Origin of the sequence: uncultured Holdemanella sp. (assembly GCF_934754935.1) — a bacterium.
Taxonomy (GTDB): domain Bacteria; phylum Bacillota_I; class Bacilli_A; order Erysipelotrichales; family Erysipelotrichaceae; genus Holdemanella.
In genome coordinates, this window is the sequence record NZ_CAKVJB010000011.1 from 20278 (window position 1) to 42160 (window position 21883).

The 21883-nt window shown below is 32.2% G+C and carries 15 protein-coding genes and 2 tRNA genes; 16 read left to right on the forward strand and 1 reads right to left on the reverse strand.

The annotated features are described in order from the left end of the window. Positions 1–12: 12 nt before the first annotated feature. The 6 genes from Q0E86_RS04295 to Q0E86_RS04320 all read left to right on the forward strand — a co-directional run bounded on the left by Q0E86_RS04295 (position 13) and on the right by Q0E86_RS04320 (position 4101). On the forward strand, positions 13–687 hold the full coding sequence (locus Q0E86_RS04295; RefSeq protein ID WP_295754751.1) for a UDP-N-acetylglucosamine pyrophosphorylase: 675 nt from the start codon (positions 13–15) through the stop codon (positions 685–687). 52 nt (positions 688–739) lie between these two features. Further along, on the forward strand, positions 740–1441 hold the full coding sequence (locus Q0E86_RS04300) for a biosynthetic peptidoglycan transglycosylase (protein ID WP_295754752.1): 702 nt from the start codon (positions 740–742) through the stop codon (positions 1439–1441). Positions 1442–1556: 115 nt separating this feature from the next. After that, positions 1557–1679, forward strand: a complete 123-nt coding sequence (locus Q0E86_RS04305) for a hypothetical protein (protein WP_295754754.1) — start codon at positions 1557–1559, stop codon at positions 1677–1679. 245 nt (positions 1680–1924) lie between these two features. Further along, a complete protein-coding gene (locus Q0E86_RS04310; protein ID WP_295754756.1) occupies positions 1925–2926 on the forward strand; it encodes a type II toxin-antitoxin system antitoxin SocA domain-containing protein in 1002 nt (333 codons plus the stop codon). Between the two features lie 340 nt (positions 2927–3266). Beyond that, positions 3267–3749 carry an Rpn family recombination-promoting nuclease/putative transposase gene (locus tag Q0E86_RS04315; RefSeq protein ID WP_295754758.1) on the forward strand — a complete coding sequence of 161 codons (483 nt, stop codon included), beginning with the start codon at positions 3267–3269 and terminating at the stop codon, positions 3747–3749. 154 nt (positions 3750–3903) lie between these two features. Then, complete coding sequence (locus Q0E86_RS04320) at positions 3904–4101, forward strand: hypothetical protein (protein WP_295754759.1); 198 nt, start codon at positions 3904–3906, stop codon at positions 4099–4101. Positions 4102–4464: 363 nt separating this feature from the next. On the opposite strand, the gene Q0E86_RS04325 is transcribed toward Q0E86_RS04320, so the two are convergent. Further along, entirely contained in the window at positions 4465–5514 is a 1050-nt protein-coding gene (locus Q0E86_RS04325) for a YhcG family protein (RefSeq protein ID WP_295754761.1), read from the reverse strand. Positions 5515–5946: 432 nt separating this feature from the next. Here Q0E86_RS04325 and Q0E86_RS04330 point away from each other — a divergent pair, with 432 nt between their 5' ends. The 10 genes from Q0E86_RS04330 (at position 5947) to Q0E86_RS04375 (ending at position 21855) form a co-directional block, all read left to right on the forward strand. Further along, positions 5947–6444: a hypothetical protein gene (locus Q0E86_RS04330; protein WP_295754763.1), complete on the forward strand. Its 498-nt coding sequence runs from the start codon at positions 5947–5949 to the stop codon at positions 6442–6444. A 71-nt stretch (positions 6445–6515) separates the two neighbouring features. Continuing rightward, positions 6516–6602: transfer RNA gene (locus tag Q0E86_RS04335), tRNA-Leu, on the forward strand. Positions 6603–6628: 26 nt separating this feature from the next. Next, positions 6629–6715 (forward strand) — tRNA-Leu (locus tag Q0E86_RS04340). Positions 6716–6793: 78 nt separating this feature from the next. Further along, complete coding sequence (gene mnmA, locus Q0E86_RS04345; RefSeq protein ID WP_288520965.1) at positions 6794–7951, forward strand: tRNA 2-thiouridine(34) synthase MnmA; 1158 nt, start codon at positions 6794–6796, stop codon at positions 7949–7951. Then, positions 7935–10139, forward strand: a complete 2205-nt coding sequence (locus Q0E86_RS04350) for an ATP-dependent RecD-like DNA helicase (RefSeq protein WP_295754766.1) — start codon at positions 7935–7937, stop codon at positions 10137–10139. The genes mnmA and Q0E86_RS04350 overlap by 17 nt, the downstream gene beginning before the upstream one ends. 968 nt (positions 10140–11107) lie before the next feature. After that, positions 11108–13528 carry a PAS domain-containing hybrid sensor histidine kinase/response regulator gene (locus tag Q0E86_RS04355; RefSeq protein WP_295754767.1) on the forward strand — a complete coding sequence of 807 codons (2421 nt, stop codon included), beginning with the start codon at positions 11108–11110 and terminating at the stop codon, positions 13526–13528. Between the two features lie 184 nt (positions 13529–13712). After that, entirely contained in the window at positions 13713–14357 is a 645-nt protein-coding gene (locus Q0E86_RS04360) for a Crp/Fnr family transcriptional regulator (RefSeq protein ID WP_295754769.1), read from the forward strand. Between the two features lie 433 nt (positions 14358–14790). Next, positions 14791–15429 carry a signal peptidase I gene (gene lepB / locus Q0E86_RS04365; RefSeq protein WP_295754771.1) on the forward strand — a complete coding sequence of 213 codons (639 nt, stop codon included), beginning with the start codon at positions 14791–14793 and terminating at the stop codon, positions 15427–15429. Positions 15430–15448: 19 nt separating this feature from the next. Further along, positions 15449–20359, forward strand: a complete 4911-nt coding sequence (locus tag Q0E86_RS04370; RefSeq protein WP_295754774.1) for a prealbumin-like fold domain-containing protein — start codon at positions 15449–15451, stop codon at positions 20357–20359. Beyond that, on the forward strand, positions 20356–21855 hold the full coding sequence (locus tag Q0E86_RS04375) for a SpaH/EbpB family LPXTG-anchored major pilin (protein WP_295754777.1): 1500 nt from the start codon (positions 20356–20358) through the stop codon (positions 21853–21855). Before Q0E86_RS04370 ends, Q0E86_RS04375 begins: the two co-directional genes overlap by 4 nt. Positions 21856–21883: the final 28 nt, after the last annotated feature.

Genomic DNA, 21883 nt, shown 5'->3' on the forward strand with positions numbered 1-21883 from the left:
AGAAGGAAATTTATGTACAAAATTAGTGAGCTTTATGATTTAGATCATACTTTAGCTAAGGATTATTTAACGCAGTTTGAATATCCTTGGCAAGCCTTGGCTGGAATCAAAGAATTGATTTTAGAATTAGGGAAAAACTTGGGTGAAGATTATGTGGAAGTAAAAGAGCATGTATGGGTTCATAAAAGTGCTCATGTATTTGAAAGTGCTTATTTAGGAGCTCCATGTATTATTGGTCCTGAGACGGAAGTGCGTCATTGTGCCTTTGTTCGTGGTAGTGCTTTGGTTGGGGCAAATTGTGTTGTTGGAAATAGTGTTGAATTAAAAAACTGTATCTTATTTGACAATGTAGAAACACCTCACTATAACTATGTTGGAGATAGTATTTTAGGTTATCATTCTCACTTGGGTGCTGGTGGTATCACAAGTAATTTAAAGAGTGCTCGTGATAATATCATCTTAAGAAGAAAAGATGAAAATTATAATGTGGTTGAAGAATTTGAAACGGGATTAAGAAAAATCGGTGCTTTCATGGGTGACTATGTAGAGGTTGGATGTAATTCTGTACTTTGTCCAGGAACGATTATTGGTCCTCATACAAATGTATATCCATTATCGCGTGTGCGTGGTCAGATTGCGGCAAATTCGATTTTCAAAGATGCTTCTCACATTGCTTTAAAAGATTAATCTTACGGACTTGTAATTTTACAAGTTCTTTTTAGTATGTTAATGTTTAGGTATGAAAAAGTTAGTTAAGTTTATATTTAAATTGTTGTTGATTCTAATTATTGGCTTTGTCGGAGTCTTTTTTGGCAAGGGGTATTGGAATTATTTACAACTTACAGAAGTAAAATCCGTCGATGAGGCAGTCAATGAAGTGATGTCGAGTCCTTATTATGTGGATTATGATGATATATCACCAGATTTGATTCGGGCAACGATTGCGATTGAGGATCGTCGTTTTTATGATCATGGTGGTTTTGATTATATTGGCTTGGTTCGTGCGGCTGTTTCTCAATTTGATGAAGATCTATTAACGAGTGGTGGTTCTACAATTACGCAGCAACTTGCCAAAAACTTGTATGGGATGTTTGAAAGTTCATGGGATCGTAAGAGTACAGAGTTCTTTGTGGCGCGTTATTTGGAGAAGCATTATTCAAAAAATGACATTGTTACTTTATATGTGAATGTGATCAATTATGGAAATAACTATACAGGTATTTATGAGGCAAGTATGGGTTATTTGGATACTCTTCCAGAGGATTTAACGATTGCGCAAGCTTCTTTATTGGCGGGTATTCCGCAATCTCCAAATAATTATGAATTGGTGAATCATTTTTCCCAGGCCAAACAGAAACAATATGCCGTACTAAAGGCAATGGCACAGTGTGGGTATATTTCTGAGAGTGATATTGAAACATATTATAATGCATCTGTTTAAATGGATGCATTTTTTATTTATTTTCTGAATGATAGAACATTTACAAAAATTTATCATATGATATACTTATGATAGTAAAAGAAAAAAATGCCATCATAAAACGGAGGTGAATCTCTTGATTGATGAATCTGAAATTAATGAGTATTTAGGTGAGGCAAAAAAACTGATTTTGGATGGTAAGTTTAGAATACCTTTAAATTCGAATCGATTAACAAATTTGTCATTATTTGATAAATGAGGAAAGTGTTAAATCAATATTGTTGAATTTAACGGTATATGACTTTTGTGAGAAGGTTCAAAATAAACACGCAAATTTTAATCATGAATGGCTATATTTTTTTGGAAAGGAATTTAATTTGATGAAAATAGTGAAAAGGTTCCATTGTATATTAAGTTTAATAAGCTTTTGATTGTGGTATCTTTTCATAAACAAAAATATCCACTGGTTTATTATTTTCAATAAAAGAAGGAGATAATTGTAGTATGCAAAGAGAAACTGATTTTTGTGTTGAGTGTAGAGAGATGACGTCTTATTCACTACAAAAAAGAAGTGTCATAAAAAATATTCGTGGAGAAGATTTAACTTTTGAGATTACTTGTGCTGTTTGTGATACATGTGGTGGATTTATGAGTGTTCCTGGTATTATCGATTTAAATGTTCACGAAATAGATGAGCAGTATCGAAAGTTAAAAGATTTAGTTTCAATAGAAGATATTCATACTTTGATGGAATTGTATAATATTGGAAAAGCTCCATTATCCATTGTGTTGGGGTTTGGTGAAATAACGATTACGCGATATTTGTTGGGGCAAGTGCCTTCAAAAGAGTATTCAAATATCATACGCAATGCGTTGTCGTCTCCGGTATATATGGAACAAAAGTTGTTGGAAAATAAAGATAAAGTTGCATTAGCTGCTTTTAAAAAATCGATGAATAGAGTAAGTGAGTTAAAAAACATGTTTATTATTTCAAATAAGATGATTGGTGTCATTTCGTATATATTTGAAAAATTAGATGAGGTAACTCCCTTAATGCTTCAGAAATTATTATATTATATACAGGGGTTGTCGTTTGTGTTAAATGGTAGAGAAATGTTTGAAGAAAATTGCGAGGCTTGGGTACACGGACCGGTTTATAAAGATGTGTATAATATATTTAAGCAGTTTGGTTTTAATGTGATTGATGATCCGAAATTTATTATGTTTGAAGGATATAAAAAATATTTAGATGATGAAGATAGATATATTATAGATTTAGTTGTAAATACATTTGGTCAATATGGTGGTAAGACTTTGGAAAAAGCGACACATAAAGAAAGTCCTTGGGTAATAGCTCGTAATGGTTATGGTGATGATATACCTTCTAATGAAGTGATCACAAAGGATTCTATTAAAAATTACTTTGTTAAAGTATGTAATGAGTATGATATTTCAAAAGAAGAAGATATTCATAAGTATATTTTAAAAATGAGTGATATTATTTAATGCATCTGTTTAAATGGATGCATTTTTTTCATCTTTTCTAGAATTTGTTGAAAAAATTACGTATAAGAGTATGTAGGTAATCTGGCGGTCTATATCTATTGCACCTAGTTGATTAAATATTCAAATCCTTCTTTGTCGTAAAAGACTAAGATGAAATTGTTTCTTGTCCTATGACACAAAAGTGATAATTCTTTTAAACATCAAACCAACTGAATTCAAAGATTTTTATAATTAATCATTGTTTAGTAAAGTGGTCAAACTACAAGGAAATATACAAATCGACATTATGATATTTATAACTCTAGGTGAACGGTTAAATGCCTACTAGAAAGAGGTGCTCATGCGTAGCGCAAATTTATTAAATGATTTCGCCTTTAAATATGTTTTTGGCGAAGATTGTAAAGAGGCGAATGATGCCTTAAAATCATTACTCACGGTATTTTTAGAAAGGAAGGTGAATAGTGTTGTTGTAAAGAATTCAGAAATAGTAAAAGGCTATAGTAAAATGAAGAGTCCACGCTTAGACTTATTAGTTGAATTTAATGATCGAACGATGGTAGATTTAGAGATGCAGTTAAGACAAACAAAAGATAATTTGCCAATTCGCTTTAGTTATTATTTGGCTAGACTTCATGGTTCTCAACAATTAGAAGGAAAATACTACAAACAATTAAAGGAAACAATCGTCTTAGTGTTTTTTAATGTGAATTTAATTGATAATAATAGAATGTGCAACACATTCACATTAAGGAATGAAGAAGGATTATCTTTTGTTGAAGAAAGTCAGAATCGTATGAAGTTACGTACAATTGAGTTCGAATAAAGAATAAATGCTAGAAGTGCTTTATATAAAGTGTATTCTAGCTTTTTTAATACCTTGAGGTACGAAAAGGTACTCATTTTATTATTTCTCTTGTTCAAATATATGCCAGATGATCCATGATAAAATAGAATTATCTTAAGAAGGAGTATAGCCTATGTTGATGTATTTTGAATTTAATGAAGATAAATTGAAACAGAATAGTTTAACTACCGAGCAATGCTTTAGTGTAATTGATAAAGTCATGAATGAGTATGGTGTATATGCAAATCAACCAGGAACATATATAGCATCAGATGAAAGTGGATTTAATGCATTTAGTATATTGAAATGTAATCTACCAAAAACAAAATAGTTTCTAAAAGTAATTGAGAAATGGTTCTGGTTTGATGACGAAGATGATATTGACTGGAATGATAAAGGAGCGGATTGTATTCATTCTATTCAAAAGTATGGAGTGTAATTGATCATACGATATAAATAAAAACCTGCAAATGAAGACAACAAGGTGGTTGTCATTTTCACTTGCAGGAGTTATATTACACCGATTATCCGTTATGTTGAACCGACTCAAGTGTCATTTTAAACCAGTATGATTGCTAGGGGTGCACCTAATTAGCTGTCAATTGCACACCACTCTAGTAGTTTCATGTCCACAATGTGGGCAACGTATTCGTGTCAATCAAAATCAATGCTTTTATATTTTAGTTTTACTCATTTATTTTTTGGATAATGTTGGATGTTGCATATAGAATATTTCTTTTTGATGATCTATTTCTGCTTTTAATTGTTCTTTTGAAGGAAGGTAAGTTAGGTATTTAGACATAAAAAGTCTATCATTATCATGAAGGATAGAATATCTAGCAATATCTTCATCTGTTTCAGAACAAAGTAGTATTCCAAGCGTTGGATTATCTCCTTCTTTGCATTTTAAATCGTCATACATTCGAACATACATATCAATTTGACCAACATCTTGATGTGTGATTTTCCCCATTTTTAAATCAATGAGAACATAGCATTTTAATTCGATATTGTAGAAAACAAGATCAATATAGTAGTCTTCAGTTTCAGTTACAATATGTTGTTGTCTAGCAACAAATGCAAATCCTTTTCCCATTTCCATTAAGAAATCTCTGATATGTGTCAAAATAGCTGATTCCAAATCATTTTCAAGATAAGAATCTTCATTTTTGAATCCCAAAAATTCTGCAACAATTGGACTTTTTAATAATTCAAACTGATTCTTTTGATTTTCTGAATTCTTCAGAAGCATTTCGTTAACAACATCATTTTTCTTTGGAGATTGCATTAATCGATAGAAATATTGTGTACTAATATTTCTGTCTAATGTTCGAGAACTCCATCCCTCATTTGAGGCTTCATTCATATACCATAATCTTGCGTTTTCATCAGAAACACGTAATAAACTTCTAAAATGCGTCCAAGTTAAATTGTGAACGCATGCGTTCACAATTCGTTCGTCAGGATAAGCAATATAAAATTTGCGGAAATATTGGAGGTTTCTCTTTGAAAAACTTTTTCCGTATTCTTTTGTAAGTTCATCAGCTAAAGCATCAATCAGAGCTTGCCCATATTGTGCTCTTTCATTTCCGTTTTGTTCTTGCTCAACAATACGTTTACCCACATGCCAATATGTTAGTATCATTGCTTTATTGGTAGCATTGTATGCTATTTTTTGGCCAGAAGAAATGATATCTTTAATATCAGTGATTATAGCTTGATAATTCATGATTTTACTTTCCATATGAATTTTAACCTCGCTTTCATTTGATTCTTTTATATTTTAGAATTCAATTGTTTTATCGATATAAGAACCATATCATATTTATATTAACTTTTCATGAATTTCGAATTATTTCATTAGAAATTTTCTACGTAAGTACTACAATTCTTTTGTTGTGTAGTAATGCAAAAACAAACCAAGTGCTTCGATATGATCATTCATATTTAAATACATAGAATTGATGAATCAAATGCTCGAAATTGAGCAAAACAATATTTTAAATGTATGTATTGTTAGAATGAAATGGTTTGTTCTCAATATGTACTCACAGTGACTCCAAAATGAGTACAGAATATATACAAAAGATTTGGAATTTAAATAATACAGGAAATAATTGTATAAATGGCCATATGATGTATATGTTGCATTGATTTAAAAACACACAAAATCGAGATGGCAAAATTAGATGTAAATAAACCACTTGAAGACATGAATGAACAGGAGAAAATGATTTATTATTTTTTGAATTGCCACAAGGGAATGGATGATAGTAAAATTAAGGTGATGATAGAGAAGGATGGGGTGATTCAAATGTTAGAGAAGCGTGTAGAAACCATATCGGATGATGGTTGGAAAAAAATAATAGAAGATTTTCAAAAACTGCATGAAAATGAAGAACGAATGGAACGGCAACTTGAACTTGAAGAACTTCAAAGAGCAAAAGAAGAGGTTCGAAAAGCACAAGAAGAAACTCGAAAAGCACAAGAAGAAGTTGAAAAGAAATCAGAAGAAGCTCATAAACAAGTAGAAGAAGCTCATAAACAAGTTGAGCAGAAGGATCAAGAAATAAAACAGATGATTCAATTGATGCTTGCGAATGGAATGAGTTTAGAATTTATTTCTAAGTCATTGTCGAAGAGTGAAGATGAAATTAGGGATTTATTGAGATAGCCACTTTTTAGTGGCTTTTTTAAAAAATCTCTTGCATGGTATTCTAACTTTTGGTATAATAGTCAAGCAATGCCCGGGTGGTGAAATTGGTAGACGCAGTGGACTCAAAATCCACCGGTAGCGATACCGTGCCGGTTCGAGTCCGGCCCTGGGCACCATTTTTAAAATTGAATATTTGTTTTTTGCCCGGGTGGTGAAATTGGTAGACGCAGTGGACTCAAAATCCACCGGTAGCGATACCGTGCCGGTTCGAGTCCGGCCCTGGGCACCATTTTGAATTGTTGGATCAAGTTTTTCGGGCTTGGTCCTTTTTATATGATATAATTTTTTATAATTGGAGGATGACAGAATGAAAGTATTAGTTGGATTAAGTGGTGGAGTTGATTCTGCGGTTGCAGCTTATTTATTAAAAAAACAAGGGTATGATGTAACATGTTGTTTTATGCGTAACTGGGATAGTTTTGCGAATAATGATATTGCGGGAAATCCTACAATTAAAGATGATACTTGTCCTCAGGAACAGGATTATTTAGATGCACTTGCGGTTGCCAATCATTTGGATCTTCCTTTACAGCGTGTCGATTTTATTGAGGAATATTGGGATAATGTATTTAAAACTTTTTTAAGTGAATATGAAAAGGGGCGTACGCCAAATCCGGATATTTTGTGTAATAAATATATTAAATTTGATTCATTTTTTGAATATGCTATGAAACAAGGGTTTGATAAGGTGGCTACAGGACATTATGCTTCAAATGCTGAAGAGAATGGTTTTACGTATTTAACGCGTGCTAAAGATCAAAATAAGGATCAGACTTATTTTTTGTGTCAGGTTGAAAAGAGTAAGGTTGCCAAAACAATTTTTCCTTTGGCAAATCTTGAAAAGCCTGAGATTCGTCAGATTGCGTCTGAATTAAATTTAGAGTCTGTTGCCACAAAAAAGGATAGTACGGGTATTTGTTTCATTGGCGAAAGAAACTTTAGACAATTTTTATCGAACTATCTTCCTAGTAAAGATGGAGATATTGTGGATGTAAATACTGGTAAAGTGATTGCTCGTCATGTGGGTGTTTTATATTATACGATTGGACAAAGAAAGGGTTTAAATATTGATCATGAAAAGGGTCCTTGGTTTGTAGTGGGTAAAGATGTTGTAAAGAATATTCTTTATGTATGTCGTACAGATCAAAGAGATTTATTATATTCAGATTCTTGTATTGTGAAGGGGATTAACTGGATCTTGCCTAGTTTAGATGAGATTCCTACAAAGTGTACTTGTAAGTTTAGATATCGTCAAAAGGATCAGGATATTGAAATTGAAAGATTGGATGATACAAGTGTACTTGTGAAGTATCCACAAACAATTGCGTCTGTCACTGAGGGTCAGGAAGCTGTATTCTATGATGGTGATAAGTGCATTGGTGGTGGTGTCATTGAAGAAGTGTTTAAGGATGGCAAGAATTTAAATCAATTGATTATGGAGACGGCCAATGGACATCGAGGCTAAGCTTGAATATATCATATTTGAAAATAAGGCGAATCATTATGTGGTGGCTGGCTTTTCAGAGTTAAAGACGTATCATCATTTCACGGGGGCTGGTCGTATTGAAGATCCTGTTGAAGATCAGGAATATGTGCTTGAGGGTGAGTATATGACGCATCCTAAGTATGGGGAGCAATTTCGTGTGGATATGGCTAAAAAGAAGTTGCCAGATAATTCGGATGCGATCATTCATTTTCTTTGTGGAGAAAATTTTCCTACGATTGGAAAAAAGACGGCGGAAAGTATTTATGAAGTATTGGGTGAGAATTGTTTAGAGAAGATTCATAAGGATCCTGCAATTCTAAATAGAGTGCCAAATCTTTCTGAAAAAAAGATTGCGATCATTAAAAAGGGAATTCAGGAATTCACGGGTTTTAATGAGGCATATGCCAAACTATTGAAGTATGGGTTGAGTCCTAGACAAATTCAGATGTTATTGGATACGTATGATAATGTTCTAGAAGTGATTGAAGAGGATTGTTTCAAACCATATTATGAGGTATATGGTTTTGGTTATAAGACAGCTTGTAAGATGGCAAGTGCCATTGGTTTATCGAATGAGGATCCTAGAAGATTGGATGCCTATATTTATGAGTTGGCTAGACAACTCTCTATGGCAACGGGAAATACGTATATTACGTTTGCGACGATTTTTTCAAATGTGCAAGGTGTAAGTGAAGAATTGATTCATGATAGTATTGATCGTTTGGTGGCCATGCAGTATTTGTATGTGGAAAATATGCGTATTTATCCTTTTACCTTGCATGAAGATGAGGTAGTGATTGCCAAAGAATTGAAGAATCATTTGTTTGAAGTAGAACGTGTGGATGTGCAAGAACGTATCCAAAAGGTAGAATTTTCTTTAGCTATTACATATGATCAGGAACAAAAGGATGCGATTCAATTGTTTTTTGATCGTTCTTTTATGATTTTAACGGGTGGTCCAGGTACTGGTAAGACAACAACGGTAAAGGGAATCTTGGAAATATGTAAAGAAGTGTATCCGGATAGTAAGATTCAGCTTTGTGCACCAACGGGAAGGGCTTCAAAAAGATTGGCACAATTGTCGAATTGTGATTCAAGAACGATTCATTCTTTGTTGCAGTGGAATTTGGATGACAATTCCTTTGGTAAGAATGAAGAGGATCCTTTGGATGTAGACTTCATTATTGTGGATGAGTTTAGTATGGTGGATACGCATTTATTTGCCCAATTATTAAAGGCTTTGCCAGATCGTTGTCGTATTCTTTTGATTGGGGATGAAGATCAGTTGGAGAGTGTGGGTCCAGGTAAGGTTTTGGAGGATCTAATCAAATCCAATGTGATTGATACTGTGCATTTAAAGAAGATTTTTAGACAGTCAAATGGTTCTGGTATTGTGACTTTGGCAAAAGAGATTCGTGAAGAAACAACTTGTCATTATGAGGATGGGGTTGAATTTATTGAGCGAACAACACCTAAGATCATGGATGCGCTTATTGATTATGTAAAGGATATGGATCTAGATTCTATGCAGATCTTGGCGCCTATGTATAAGGGTGTAGCTGGTATTGATGAGATCAATCGTCAGATGCAGGCTTTGTTTAATCCAAAGAGTCCACAAAAGAATCAGATGAAGGTTGGAACAACGGTATTTAGAGAAAATGATAAGGTCATGTTACTAAAGAATCTTCCGGATGAAGATGTCTATAATGGGGATATTGGTACGATTGTTGAAATCAATTCGAAAAAGAATGTAATTTCAGTGGATTTCACAAATAATATTGTCGATTTTTCAACTGATTTTCTTTATTATTTGAAACATGCGTGGTGTATCAGTGTTCATAAATCACAGGGTAATGAATATCAGACGGTATTTTGTATAGTGGATGTGAATGCGAAAAATATGTTGGAGAAGCGTTTGTTGTATACAGCGATTTCTCGTGCCAAAAAACAATTGTATATTATAGGGAATAAACAATTATTTGAGACACAAGTAAAGCTAAAACAGAAAAGGATGCGTCAAACGACGTTGCAGGAAATGATTGGAAAGATGAGAACTAAAATGTATGAAGCAGAAACAATCTTGGATGGTTTAGAAGATGCAAAATCTGGAAATACTGTAGATGGAGACACTGCAATTTCTAATATTAAGAGCAAGTATGGCATCTAAATTTGGATGTTGACTGATCAAAAGAGCGGAATCTGATTTAGATGGGATTGTCTAGTACATCACAGTTGATCTTGCAAATCCACAGGCTGCATCCGACTTCGAAGATAAGTTGCAGAAGGCTATTTAAGAAGTAAGTGCTTTTCCTGAAAGTGGTTCTCTTGTTGACAATGAATTTTTATATATTAAGAAATTGGTTGGAAATTATATCTTCTGGATGCAGGAGAAAATATAATCTACATTCTTCGTATTGTATATGGTAAACGGAATATGGATGAAATTCTTAAAAACGTAAGCATCAGTCATGAGTTGATTGGTGCTTTTATTAGGTGAATCTTCATAACAGGTAGAATTAAAGGGATTACTGTTGAAATCAATTGTATTGATAAAGCGCTAAAGTGTGTAAAAAATACATATAGGGGATCTTGTCTATTATGTGCGCCCATATGGTGTATTTGTTTCTGAAGTGGATTATGTAAAGCAGAAGTATTGTTTTGAATTTGTATATTTATATATGATAAATTAATTTATGATAAACTCGTTTATACTATTTGTTTACTAGGTATTAAGATAAGAAAAAGCTGACAAGTATGTGGGAATTGTCAGCTTAAGTTGGTTACAAGCCAAGGATTAGTACTCAGCCAATTTCATTATAGCATCTAAAAATAAAAAAATGGAGAACTAGCTATGTTTAGTTTTTGGGAAGGGCTAGTCCTCACGTCGAAAAGTGTTAGATGTAAAAGATTGGGCATCTTTAATTTTTATCTAACGGATAAATTATAACATAGCTTAAAATGAACACAATAGTAAAATATAACTAAAAGTATTAAAAATACATTAAACAGGACTAAAATATATTAATAAAAAATAACTGAATATAACCTTGAAATTATTTCTTTATTTTGTCGTGACAAATGAAGTTAGTGTTGTTATTATAGTTGTAAGGGTTTACATGAAATTCGGGGTATAATATGAAATTTTTTAAGCGTCAAAAGAAGAATAATATGGAGTTGGATGAAGTATATAGGTTGCTTGGAGGATACTATAGGTGTTCTGCAGATGAGGGATATCCTTTTTTGTTTGTGAGCGATGATTTTTTAAATACTTTACATTGGACGCAAAAAGAAATTGAAACTGAATTTGATAATAAATTGATTCATATGTTACATCCTGAAGATAGAAGTCGTCTAGAAAAGAACAGAGATTCGATGTTGGATCAAAATAATGTGGGTTCTTGTCAAAATGTGATTTTTCGTTTGAAAGGTAAGGATGGGTATCATTGGGTATCGGATTCGTATTCGGCTTTAAAACAAGATGCGGCTTTATTCTTTCAGGGGAATATTACGGATGTTACGAGTTTTATGTTGGATAAAGAAAAAAGGGCAGAGGAGCGTAACCAAATGCTGACTGCACTTACAATGGAATATTCGACGGTCATCATGGGTGATTTGATGGAGAATGTTGTGGTTGTCGTTAAGCATGATGGGCATATGTATGATCATAGTGGGCTTGATGATTTTTCAAGTGAGGATAAGAAGAATTATACGCATAGTTTGCATGATTTCTATAATCGTGTGTTAGTCAAAGAATCATGCCCTGACTTTTTAGATATTTTATCTCCCATTCCTTTTATGAATGCGTTAATGAAAAATGAAATTGTAGAATTACAGTATCAGATTTATCCAAATTCAAATGGCAATGAATCATTATATGCGAGAGCAATTCGTTTATATGATGAAAAGCATCATTTTCGTTTTATGATGGGATTTCGTCCTATGGATGAGGTTCGTAAAAAGGAGAATGTTTTAGAACTTCAAAGAGAAATTATTGAAGGTATCAGTAAAGATTATTTTTCTGTACTTTTAGTGGATTTAGGTAATGGACAAATTTATTCGTATCGTGAAGCGGGTAGTAATGGTAAGCGTATTGCGGATTTTTGTAGGAGTTATCATGATCGTTGGACTGAACTTTTGCCGGCTTATGCCACACAATTGGTTTCGGATGCTTCAAGAGAGGATTTTTTAGAAGAACTTTCTTTTGAAAAATTGAAGTCTTGTAATGAAGATTATTCTTTTACTTATGAATATATGTCGGATGAAGGCATTTTGTATTATCAGGCTCATGTTTCTTATGTTAAGAAAAAGGATCGTACTAGAGCAGTTGTGATTGGTACAAGAAATATTGATGATTTAATTAAGAAGGAGCGTCTTCAAAAGGAACGATTAAAGGAAGCTTATATTCGTGCAGAAAATGCGAATAAGGCCAAGACGGATTTCTTAAATAGCATGTCACACGATATTCGTACGCCTATGAATGTGATTCTTGGATATAATCAATTGATGAAAAGGCAGCTTACAGATCCTGTTTTGATGGATTATCAAAAGAAAATCGAGCAGTCGGGTAATTTATTACTTTCCATTATTAATGATGTATTGAATATGGCGCGTATTGAAAGTGGTAAGAGTGTACTATCTGAAAGTAGTGAGTCCATTGTTGATATGGTTGAAGAAGTAACGAATGTCTTTGGGGCCATGGCCTTGGAAAAGGAGATCGTATTAGATACAAAGATAGATATTGTTCATAAACAAGTGTTGTGTGATAGTACGAAGGTAAAGGAAATTTTAGTGAATTTGATTGGTAATGCCATTAAATATACGCATAGTGGTGGTCGTGTCAGTGTTGATGTAAAAGAACTTGAAAGTTCAAAAGATGGGTATGGTACATATCAAATTAAAATCATAGATACGGGTATTGGAATGAGTGAGAGTTTTATTCCAACTCTATTTGAAGCATTTACTCGTGAAGCTTCAGCTAATATTATTGGTACAGGGCTTGGTATGCCTATCGTAAAAAAACTAGTAGATATGATGGGTGGTACGATTGATGTTGAAAGTAAGCTTGGTGAGGGTAGTACTTTTACAATTACAATTGATCATAAGCTTGTAGAAGAAGAAAGAAGTGAAACAAGACAAAAGGATCTAATGAATTCAGAATATTCTTTAAAAGGTAAGCATGTATTACTAGCGGAGGATAATGAATTGAATGCAGAATTTGCGAAGATTATATTAGAGGATTGTGGCTTACATGTAGATTTGGCAAGAGATGGTTTGGAGTGTGTTGGTAAAGTGGTTCAAAAACCGGTTGGTTCGTATGACTTTATTTTAATGGATATTCAAATGCCAAATATGAATGGGTATTTAGCTACACAAAAAATTAGAACGATTCCAGAAAAGAATACTATTCCAATTATTGCGATGAGTGCCAATGCGTTTGATGAAGATAAAAAGCAGGCACTGAATGCGGGTATGGATGGATATATTTCTAAGCCAATTGATATGGATAAGCTTCAAAGTCAAATTATAGAGATATTAAAAGAGAAAGCGGGCAGTTAAAATGTCCGCTTTGATTATAAAAAAAGAGTTGAACATAAGTTTGTGGGGGCTTAAGTCAACTCTTTAATAGGAAACTGGATATGCAAATTACATGTGATCCAGCAATGAATAGTATATCACTATATGTTTTATAATGTTTGCTTCACAATATGATACAATAAAAATGATAACAGGAGTGAGTAAGATGAGTTGTGATGGTGTCATACAATATTTAGAGGAAATTCAAATTCCCATTCAAATAAAAGATCGACATACATGTTTAGATTTGAATGAGAGGGATATGTATATTTTAAAGAGGGGCATTGTCAAAGTGAGTTTGATCATGCAGGATGAGCGTGAATTTAATATCACTTTTTTACAAGGTCCGGATGTGGTGAGCTTGTATTGTGATTGTTTGACACAATTTAGAGATTGTCATCCAAAGATTCGTGTTGAGAGTGAAAAAGCTGAATTTTATTGTATTTCAAAAGATAAATTCTATGAGCGAACTAAAGAAGATGCCAAACTTCAACATTATGTAAATACATATTATCGTAAGCGACTAAAACATGCGGTTACAAGAGAACAAGTGATGATCATGAATTCAAAGGCAGGTGCAGTATGTTCTTGGTTATATCGCTTGGCAAGTTTATTTGGCATTCAAACACAGAAGGGTATATTCATTGATTTACAGGTCACAAATGAGGATATTGCGAATTTTTGTGGAATCACAACGCGTAATAGTGTAAATCGAGTGATTCGTGGTTTAAAAGAAAAGAATGTCATTCAAGTCATAAATAATCGTATTATTGTTTTAGATATGGTCTATTTAAAGCAATTTACAGAGTAGGGTAGCATTAGGCTATCCTTTTTTTATGTTAAGGAAATGTTAAGATATTCTGGCTTTGGTTATATATAAAGGAGAAATATGAGTAAATACTTAGTTTGTACAAATTAACAATGCGATTTGTACTTTTTAATCGACTTTATATAAAGGAGAATTAAACGTCTATAACCAAAAATGTTAAAATATGTGATAAATAAAGGAAATTACCGTATGTTAAAGCGCTAAATTAGTTAACCAGTGAACAAAAGTTATAAAATGCGGCTTGAAAACGTTTACAGGAAAGAGTATATTGATAAGCGAAAAATTCGTTATTGTTAGGTTGTTTATAACGGAAAGGTTAGATTAGCTTAAGATAAAGGAGAAATGAATATATCAACCAATTAACATAAGATGATGTATGTTTATCTTAACATAATCTTAATATGTGGATAGAGATATGGATAAAAGGGATTTAAGACATTTAAAGCGAAGAGAATTGATCGACTTGATTGATAAGATGCAGACAGAAAATGATCTTGTATCCAATGAAGAGGTCAAGGAAGAGCTAAATCGTTTAAAAGAGAGAGAGAAGTATTTAAAGCATTTACGTAAGACTTTGAGTGTACTTGTGGTTGTGGCTGCCATTTCTGTATTGGTCGCAACACTGTGGATGCCAGTATTAAAAATCTATGGTTCGAGTATGGATCCAACTTTAGAAAATGGGCAAATAGTGGTGTCTGTAAAGACAAAGAAATTAAAGTCGGGAGATATTGTAGCATTTTGGCAAGGCAATAAGTTGTTGGTAAAACGAGTTATTGCAGGTCCTGGTCAAAAGGTAGATATAGATGTGAATGGAAAGGTGTCTGTGGATGGTAAAGCTATTACTGAAACATATGTAAATAGTGAGTCATTAGGAAATACAGACATTGACTTTCCACATCAAGTCGAAGATTCTCGTTGGTTTTGTATGGGAGATAACCGAGAGAGTTCGATTGATTCTAGAAGTGCTGCGATAGGGGATATTTCCAAAGAACAAATTGAGGGTAAAGTTTTATTTTCAGTTTGGCCTTTGAACAAAATAGGTATTGTGAAATAAACAGAAAGTAGGTGTGATTGTGCAAGAGTATTTAAGGCGTTTATTAAAAGACAAAGCGCGCTTAAGAAAATGGAAAAGAGTCATGATAGCACTTTCTTGTATTGTGGTTGTTTGTACAGTATATGCATTATCTTTACCAGCTCAAACATTCGCATGTGACAAGGAAGAACATACACATACTGAAGAGTGTTATGATGAAAACAATCAATTGATTTGCGACAAGGAAGAACATACTCATAATGAGGATTGTAACAAACAAGAAGAAGTAGCAAATGATGAGCCAGAAGTAATAAATAATGATGAACAAGTATCTCAAGTAAGTGAAGAAGAGTCCACAACGACTACTACAAATACAGAAACAACAACAGAACCGTTTGATTTAAGTTCAGAAGCAAATAAAGGTAAGATTACTGATGTTCAATTTACTTATAAAAAAGATGGTGTGAAACATGTAGTTAAACCAAATGAGAATGTTAATGTGAGTACACAAGATAATTTGAATATGACTTACAAATTATGGTTTCAAGATATTTCCGCAAAGACTTTGAAAGATTGTGGTGGTATCATCAAGTATCAGCTTCCTGATGGATTTAAAATTAGAAATACGATACAAACAAATATTGAAGGAGATAATAATATTCTTGGAACTATGGTTGTTAATACAGATGGTTTGGTTACGATTACTTATGACTCAACATCTTTGCCTGGTTTAAGTGATAATCAAACACTTACTGGTAGTTTTGAAGTAGATGCTCAAATTGATATGGATAAGATTGATTCAAGTACTGGTAAAGTAACAATCACAACACCAAAGGGAAATATTACATTAAATTATGGTCTAGATTATAAAGAACATTATGGAAGTGTTAGTGTAGATAAGAAGTGCGAAAAAGAAAAGACTAGCGATTATATAAAATATACGATTACATTAACTGCGGGTGATGATGGTTGTCAAAATGTATATGTAGTGGATCAATTTACACAGAATAAAGAATTAGTAAAATATGAAGAAATTAATCTTACTGAAACTCCACTTAATGATAGAGAGAATATGCTGCAGCCTTATGAAACTAGAAAAACTGCGATTAAAGGTACGATTTATAAAACAAATGCACCTAGTTCAGATCAGGAAATTCCAGGTGCAGTAACAAGTATTACTAATCCTGAAAGTTTTGTTTGGAAGATTGCGAAGATGGATCCTAATGAAGTTCGAACATTGACTTATTATGTCAAACTAATTGATACAACAGATGATTTATATAATAAACAATACGATATCGTAAATAACGCTCAGGCTTATACGAGAAAAGATGATAGTTCAAAAGTTTATAGTAAGGGCAATAAAGTATCTACATTTAAACCGACTATCATTATAGATACGAATGTTATGAAAAAAAATATCATAACACAGAATGGAAATGATTATATAAAAGAAGATGGCAATTATCTAGTCAATTATCAAATCGAATTTAATTATGGTTCAGAGAATAATAATTGTTCTATAAAAGAATTTCAATTTAGAGATAGTTTAGATAGTAGCGATATTTATACAGATTCTAAAATGCTTCCATATATTTCTTTTGTAGAAGATTCTGTTGTCTTACATGTAAAAAAAGCAGGGGAAACAGAATATACAGATTATAGTGGTAGTCATATAACGGTTGGTTGGGCAAAAGGAGATGATAATTATTCAACATATAAAGAGGATTCTACGCGTTTTAAAGTATATAAGTTAAACAATCAACTGATCACAATTAATCCTGGTGATTCTTATTATGTAACTTATACTTTAAAAATCAAACCTGAAGTATATGCAGCCATGCAGTCGAATAGTGTAACTATAAAGAATCGTTACTTTTCGTATAGTAGGGATAAAGAATTAAATAAAGTATTTAACGATAAGTTAAATTTACATGAACGTAAATGGGTAGAAAAGAGTGTAGCTAAACCAACAACAGCAGAAGAGACTGTTGATATGGATGGCACAAAATATAATAATCAATTAAAAGTAGATACAAGTGCTGAACAATCATTTAAAGTGCCTGCAGGAAGTTACAAATATACAGTTAATATCAATAAGACGGATGAAAATAAGACAGATGGAAATTTTAATATAACGAATGTTACATTAAAAGATACATTTGACAAGGATACATTGGACAAGGATGTAATGAAGTATGTCGGTTATATGAAAATAACGGCTTATGATACTGATGATAAAGTGGTTGGAACTAAATGGATCAATATTGATAAGCAAAAAAGTTTTAGTTTAAAACTATCTGATATTGGTTGGGAAGATAATTGTTATTCATATACGTTCGAGTATTATGCAACTCCTAATGGTTTGAGTTCTCTTACAAGTGCAAAAGTAAATAATACATTTACTTTAAATGGAGATGTGAAAAAAGGGGTGAATGGTACATCATTTACTTTTACGAATGTAAACTCATCTAAAGAAGTTACGCTTGAGGGTTCTTATAATTTAAAAGTAAATAAACAAGCATGGTATTATGAGAAGCCTAAACAAAATGCGACTGATTGGCAAAATGGTATGCATTATTGGGTGATAGAAGTTAATGGTTCTAAGATTAGAGCAGGTACACAAATCAAGGATGAAATTAATGATGCCTTAGTAAAAGATGAAATAAGTTCTTATTTGCATAAAGATTCTTTGGTGGGTGTCTATAAGGGAGATCTTAAGAATTTAAGTGATTATAAAAAAATAGAGGATTTGCCAGTAAATTTAAAAATTGGTAATGATTATTATAAAGCTGACTATACAAATAATAAGGGATTTACTGGTGGTAATAATTATAGCGAATTGGTTTTAACTACAGAGAAAGATTTCAACTTACAAGATAATGAAAAAATATATATTGTAGTAAGAACTGAACCTCAAGAATTGCCTTCAGAATTACCTAAAGACTATCGTGCTACATTTAAGTATAAAAATGAAGTAGAGATAAAACACAAGGGTGATGCAGACTTTACTAAAGTTAATGATGCGACTCAAGAACTTTATGGTGGTAATTATATTTTAAAAGAGTTGGGCCAAACTTTTGAATATAAGAATGGTAAATATCAAACAATTTATGCAGATAAAGATAACTATCTTCCTGAAAAGAGAGTTTGTTTAGATAAACTTAATGGTGATGGTATATATGCGTCATGGGCTTTTAAGGTCAATTATGGTGGTGACTTAGAAGGGGATTATAGAGTATTAGAAACGATTCCTGATGGTATGGAACTTTCATACATCCGTATTAAGTGGACAGGTAAATCTGCAAAAAATATTACTTCACGGACAATTACAGATTTAGGTGATTGGGAAAAACATACAATAACTGCACCAGATGATGATAATTCAAATATAGAAACCACTTATTATGTGAAAGGTAAACAAGCTTTAATTCAACTTGGTGAATTTAAAGGAATACATGGAAGAGATGATTATTCAGTAGATGTTCAAGTCGTATGTAGAGTTACAGATCCAGACGTATTGCTTGGTGGAGAAACAAAAACCTTTAATAATAAGGTAATGTTGCAGAGTCCAGATGGTACAAAGGATTATGTTTCGGCAAATGCAAGTGCAGAAATATCCAATATAAAAATATTAGACAAAACAAATATTCATAATGATAAGAGTCCGAAAATTGATTATACAATTACGGCAAACGAATATGGGCAAACATTATTAAAGAATACGACAGATAAACTTACATTAGTGGATGAAATGAGTTCAAATCTTGTATTAGATCCTGATTCAATTAAAGCTAAAAATATTAAAGATGATAAGGATGTTAAAATAGAGAAAAAATATGATCCAAAAACAAATATACTTGAAATTCAAATTCCAGATGGTACACCAGTAAGAATTACTTATACTTGTAAAGTAAAGGTTGCACCAGACACTGAAACACAAGTTTCAAATAATGTATATTGGAAGAATTATTCGCAAAAAGGTGGCGTCAATGATGTGATTGAAAAATTCAGTTATGATTTGAATGCGAGCGGAACTATAGGAATTGAAACACATCCTCAATTAAAAATCGTAAAACATGATAATACATTAAAACCATTAAACGGAGCTGAGTTTGAAATTCATGAATGTAAATTGGAGAATAAAGAAATAAAACATACTTCTAAAAATCCAATTACAGTTACTTCAGGTGCTGATGGTACAGTAATAATACCAACAGATAAATTTCAAATGGATTTTAATACTATCTATGAAGTTAAAGAAACTAAAACAGTAGATGGATATATTTTGGATAATACTCCATATTACATTATGCGAGCAAAGAAAGAATCTAATGATAAATATTCAGAATATGTAAAACAATACGATGAGTATCAGAAAAATAGAGATGAGCATTATCTTATTGCGTATTTAAAAGATGATTTTAATGTGACTTTATATAATGCACAAAAAGGTATCACTGTTAAAAAGGCATTTACAAACAATGCTGCTGAAACAGAACAAAGTCCAGTGAGTGGTACTTATAGATTTGGATTGTATGATAATGAAAATGGTGAAGGAAAAGCTTTAGAAATTATAGAAATCAAATATGATCCTGGTGATAAAGATGTTAAGTCTGCAAAATTCAAGAATCAAAAACTAAACACGGATTATTATGTTTTTGAATTGGATCAAAATGATCAACCGATTAAAGCTTCTGATGGTGAAGCTACAATAAATTCAATGCAATATAAAGTAGTTTATGACAATAATGGAAATCCTACAAATAGTGCAAAAGTCGGTGATACGGTTACTGTTACAAACAAGAGTCGTACAAAGATATTACCTTCTACAGGTAGTATAGGGACCCTGATTTACAGGTTATTAGGAGCAACGTTGGTGGTTGCAAGTTTAATATGCCTGTCAAATATAAATAAAAACAATAGAAAAGAAAAAAGGAGAAAGAGATGAAACTAATTAAAAAGATTGCAGCCATTATGTTTGCGTTCATGATGGTATTCTCATTAAGTACAAACGTAAAAGCAGATGATTCAAATGAAGGAACACAAAGTACTGTAGGAAGTATTACTATTAATAATGCTGTTCCAGAACATGAATATAAAGTTTATAAGATTTTAGTTTTGGAAAGTTACAACAATACAAATCAAGCTTATTCATATAAAGTAACTGATACATGGAGAGGATTTCTAGAAGATTCAAATCTAGGAGGTAAATATTTTACTGAGGATACCAATAAATATGTAACCTGGAAAAACGATGTTAGTCAAGACGATGCAAAAAAGCGTGAATTTGTTACAGATGCAAATTCCTATAGTGAAACATTAGCTAAACCAGATTATAGTAAGGTTTGTGAGAAAAATAAAACAAGTGTTACAATCAGTGATTTAACTCCTGGATATTATTTTATTAAATCTGCAACAGGTGCTCTTTGCATGATTGATACTGCTAGGCCTAATGCAACAGTTGATGAAAAAAATAGTGTTCCGACAATTAGTAAAGTCATCGACAATGGTAAACGTCCTACTGCAGGTCGTGATTACAATTCAGTTAATATAGGGGATGTTTTTAGTTATCAGATTGATATTAATGTAGGAGAAGGAGCCCAAAACTATAAATTAGTAGATACATTGGATAAGGGATTAGATTTGCAAAATTCCGAATTAAATGGAAAAAATGCAGGTTTTCTTATAACTGCTACAAATTATACTAAAAAACAATTAGATGAAAATGTTGATTACGAAGTAAATATTGATTCTGCGACAAATAAATTTACAATAACTTTTTTACCAGATTGTCTAAATAATTGTAATAAAAATACTGTCATTCATGTTATGTATTCAGTAAGAGTAAATAAAAATGCTATGATCGATACAGAAATGTTAAATGATGCAGTTTTAGAATATGGTACAAATTCAAAAACTGAACATGCAATCACAGAAACATATACTCACGGCTTTAAAGTTTATAAATATACAACTACAGGCGGAGAAAAAGGATTAAAAGGAGCAAAATTCAAATTATACACATTATCAGAAACAGGGGAAAAGAAGTATTATAAATTTTCTAAAAGTACAGATGGAAGTGAGTACAAAAATTCTGGAGCGACAGGAGAAGAAATATTAGTATCTCCTGATGGTGGTAAATTTAATATAGTAGGATTAAAAGAAGGTACGTATTTTCTTGAAGAAATAGAAGCTCCTAAAGGTTATAATAAATTAGCGAAAGCTGTTAAGGTTGAAATTACTTTGAATGCAGATAAATCAAAGACTGTAAAGGTTGATGGAACTGAAAGAGAAGATTATGAAGCACAAGTAATAAACAACACAGGTGATTTGTTACCATCTACTGGTGGTATGGGTACAACACTAATCTACTTAATTGGTGGTGCACTAGTACTAGGATCAGGATTTATATTGGCTAATAAGAAAAGAGCGAAAGCTAAATAGTTTTATTGATTGATTTATTATGTTGTAT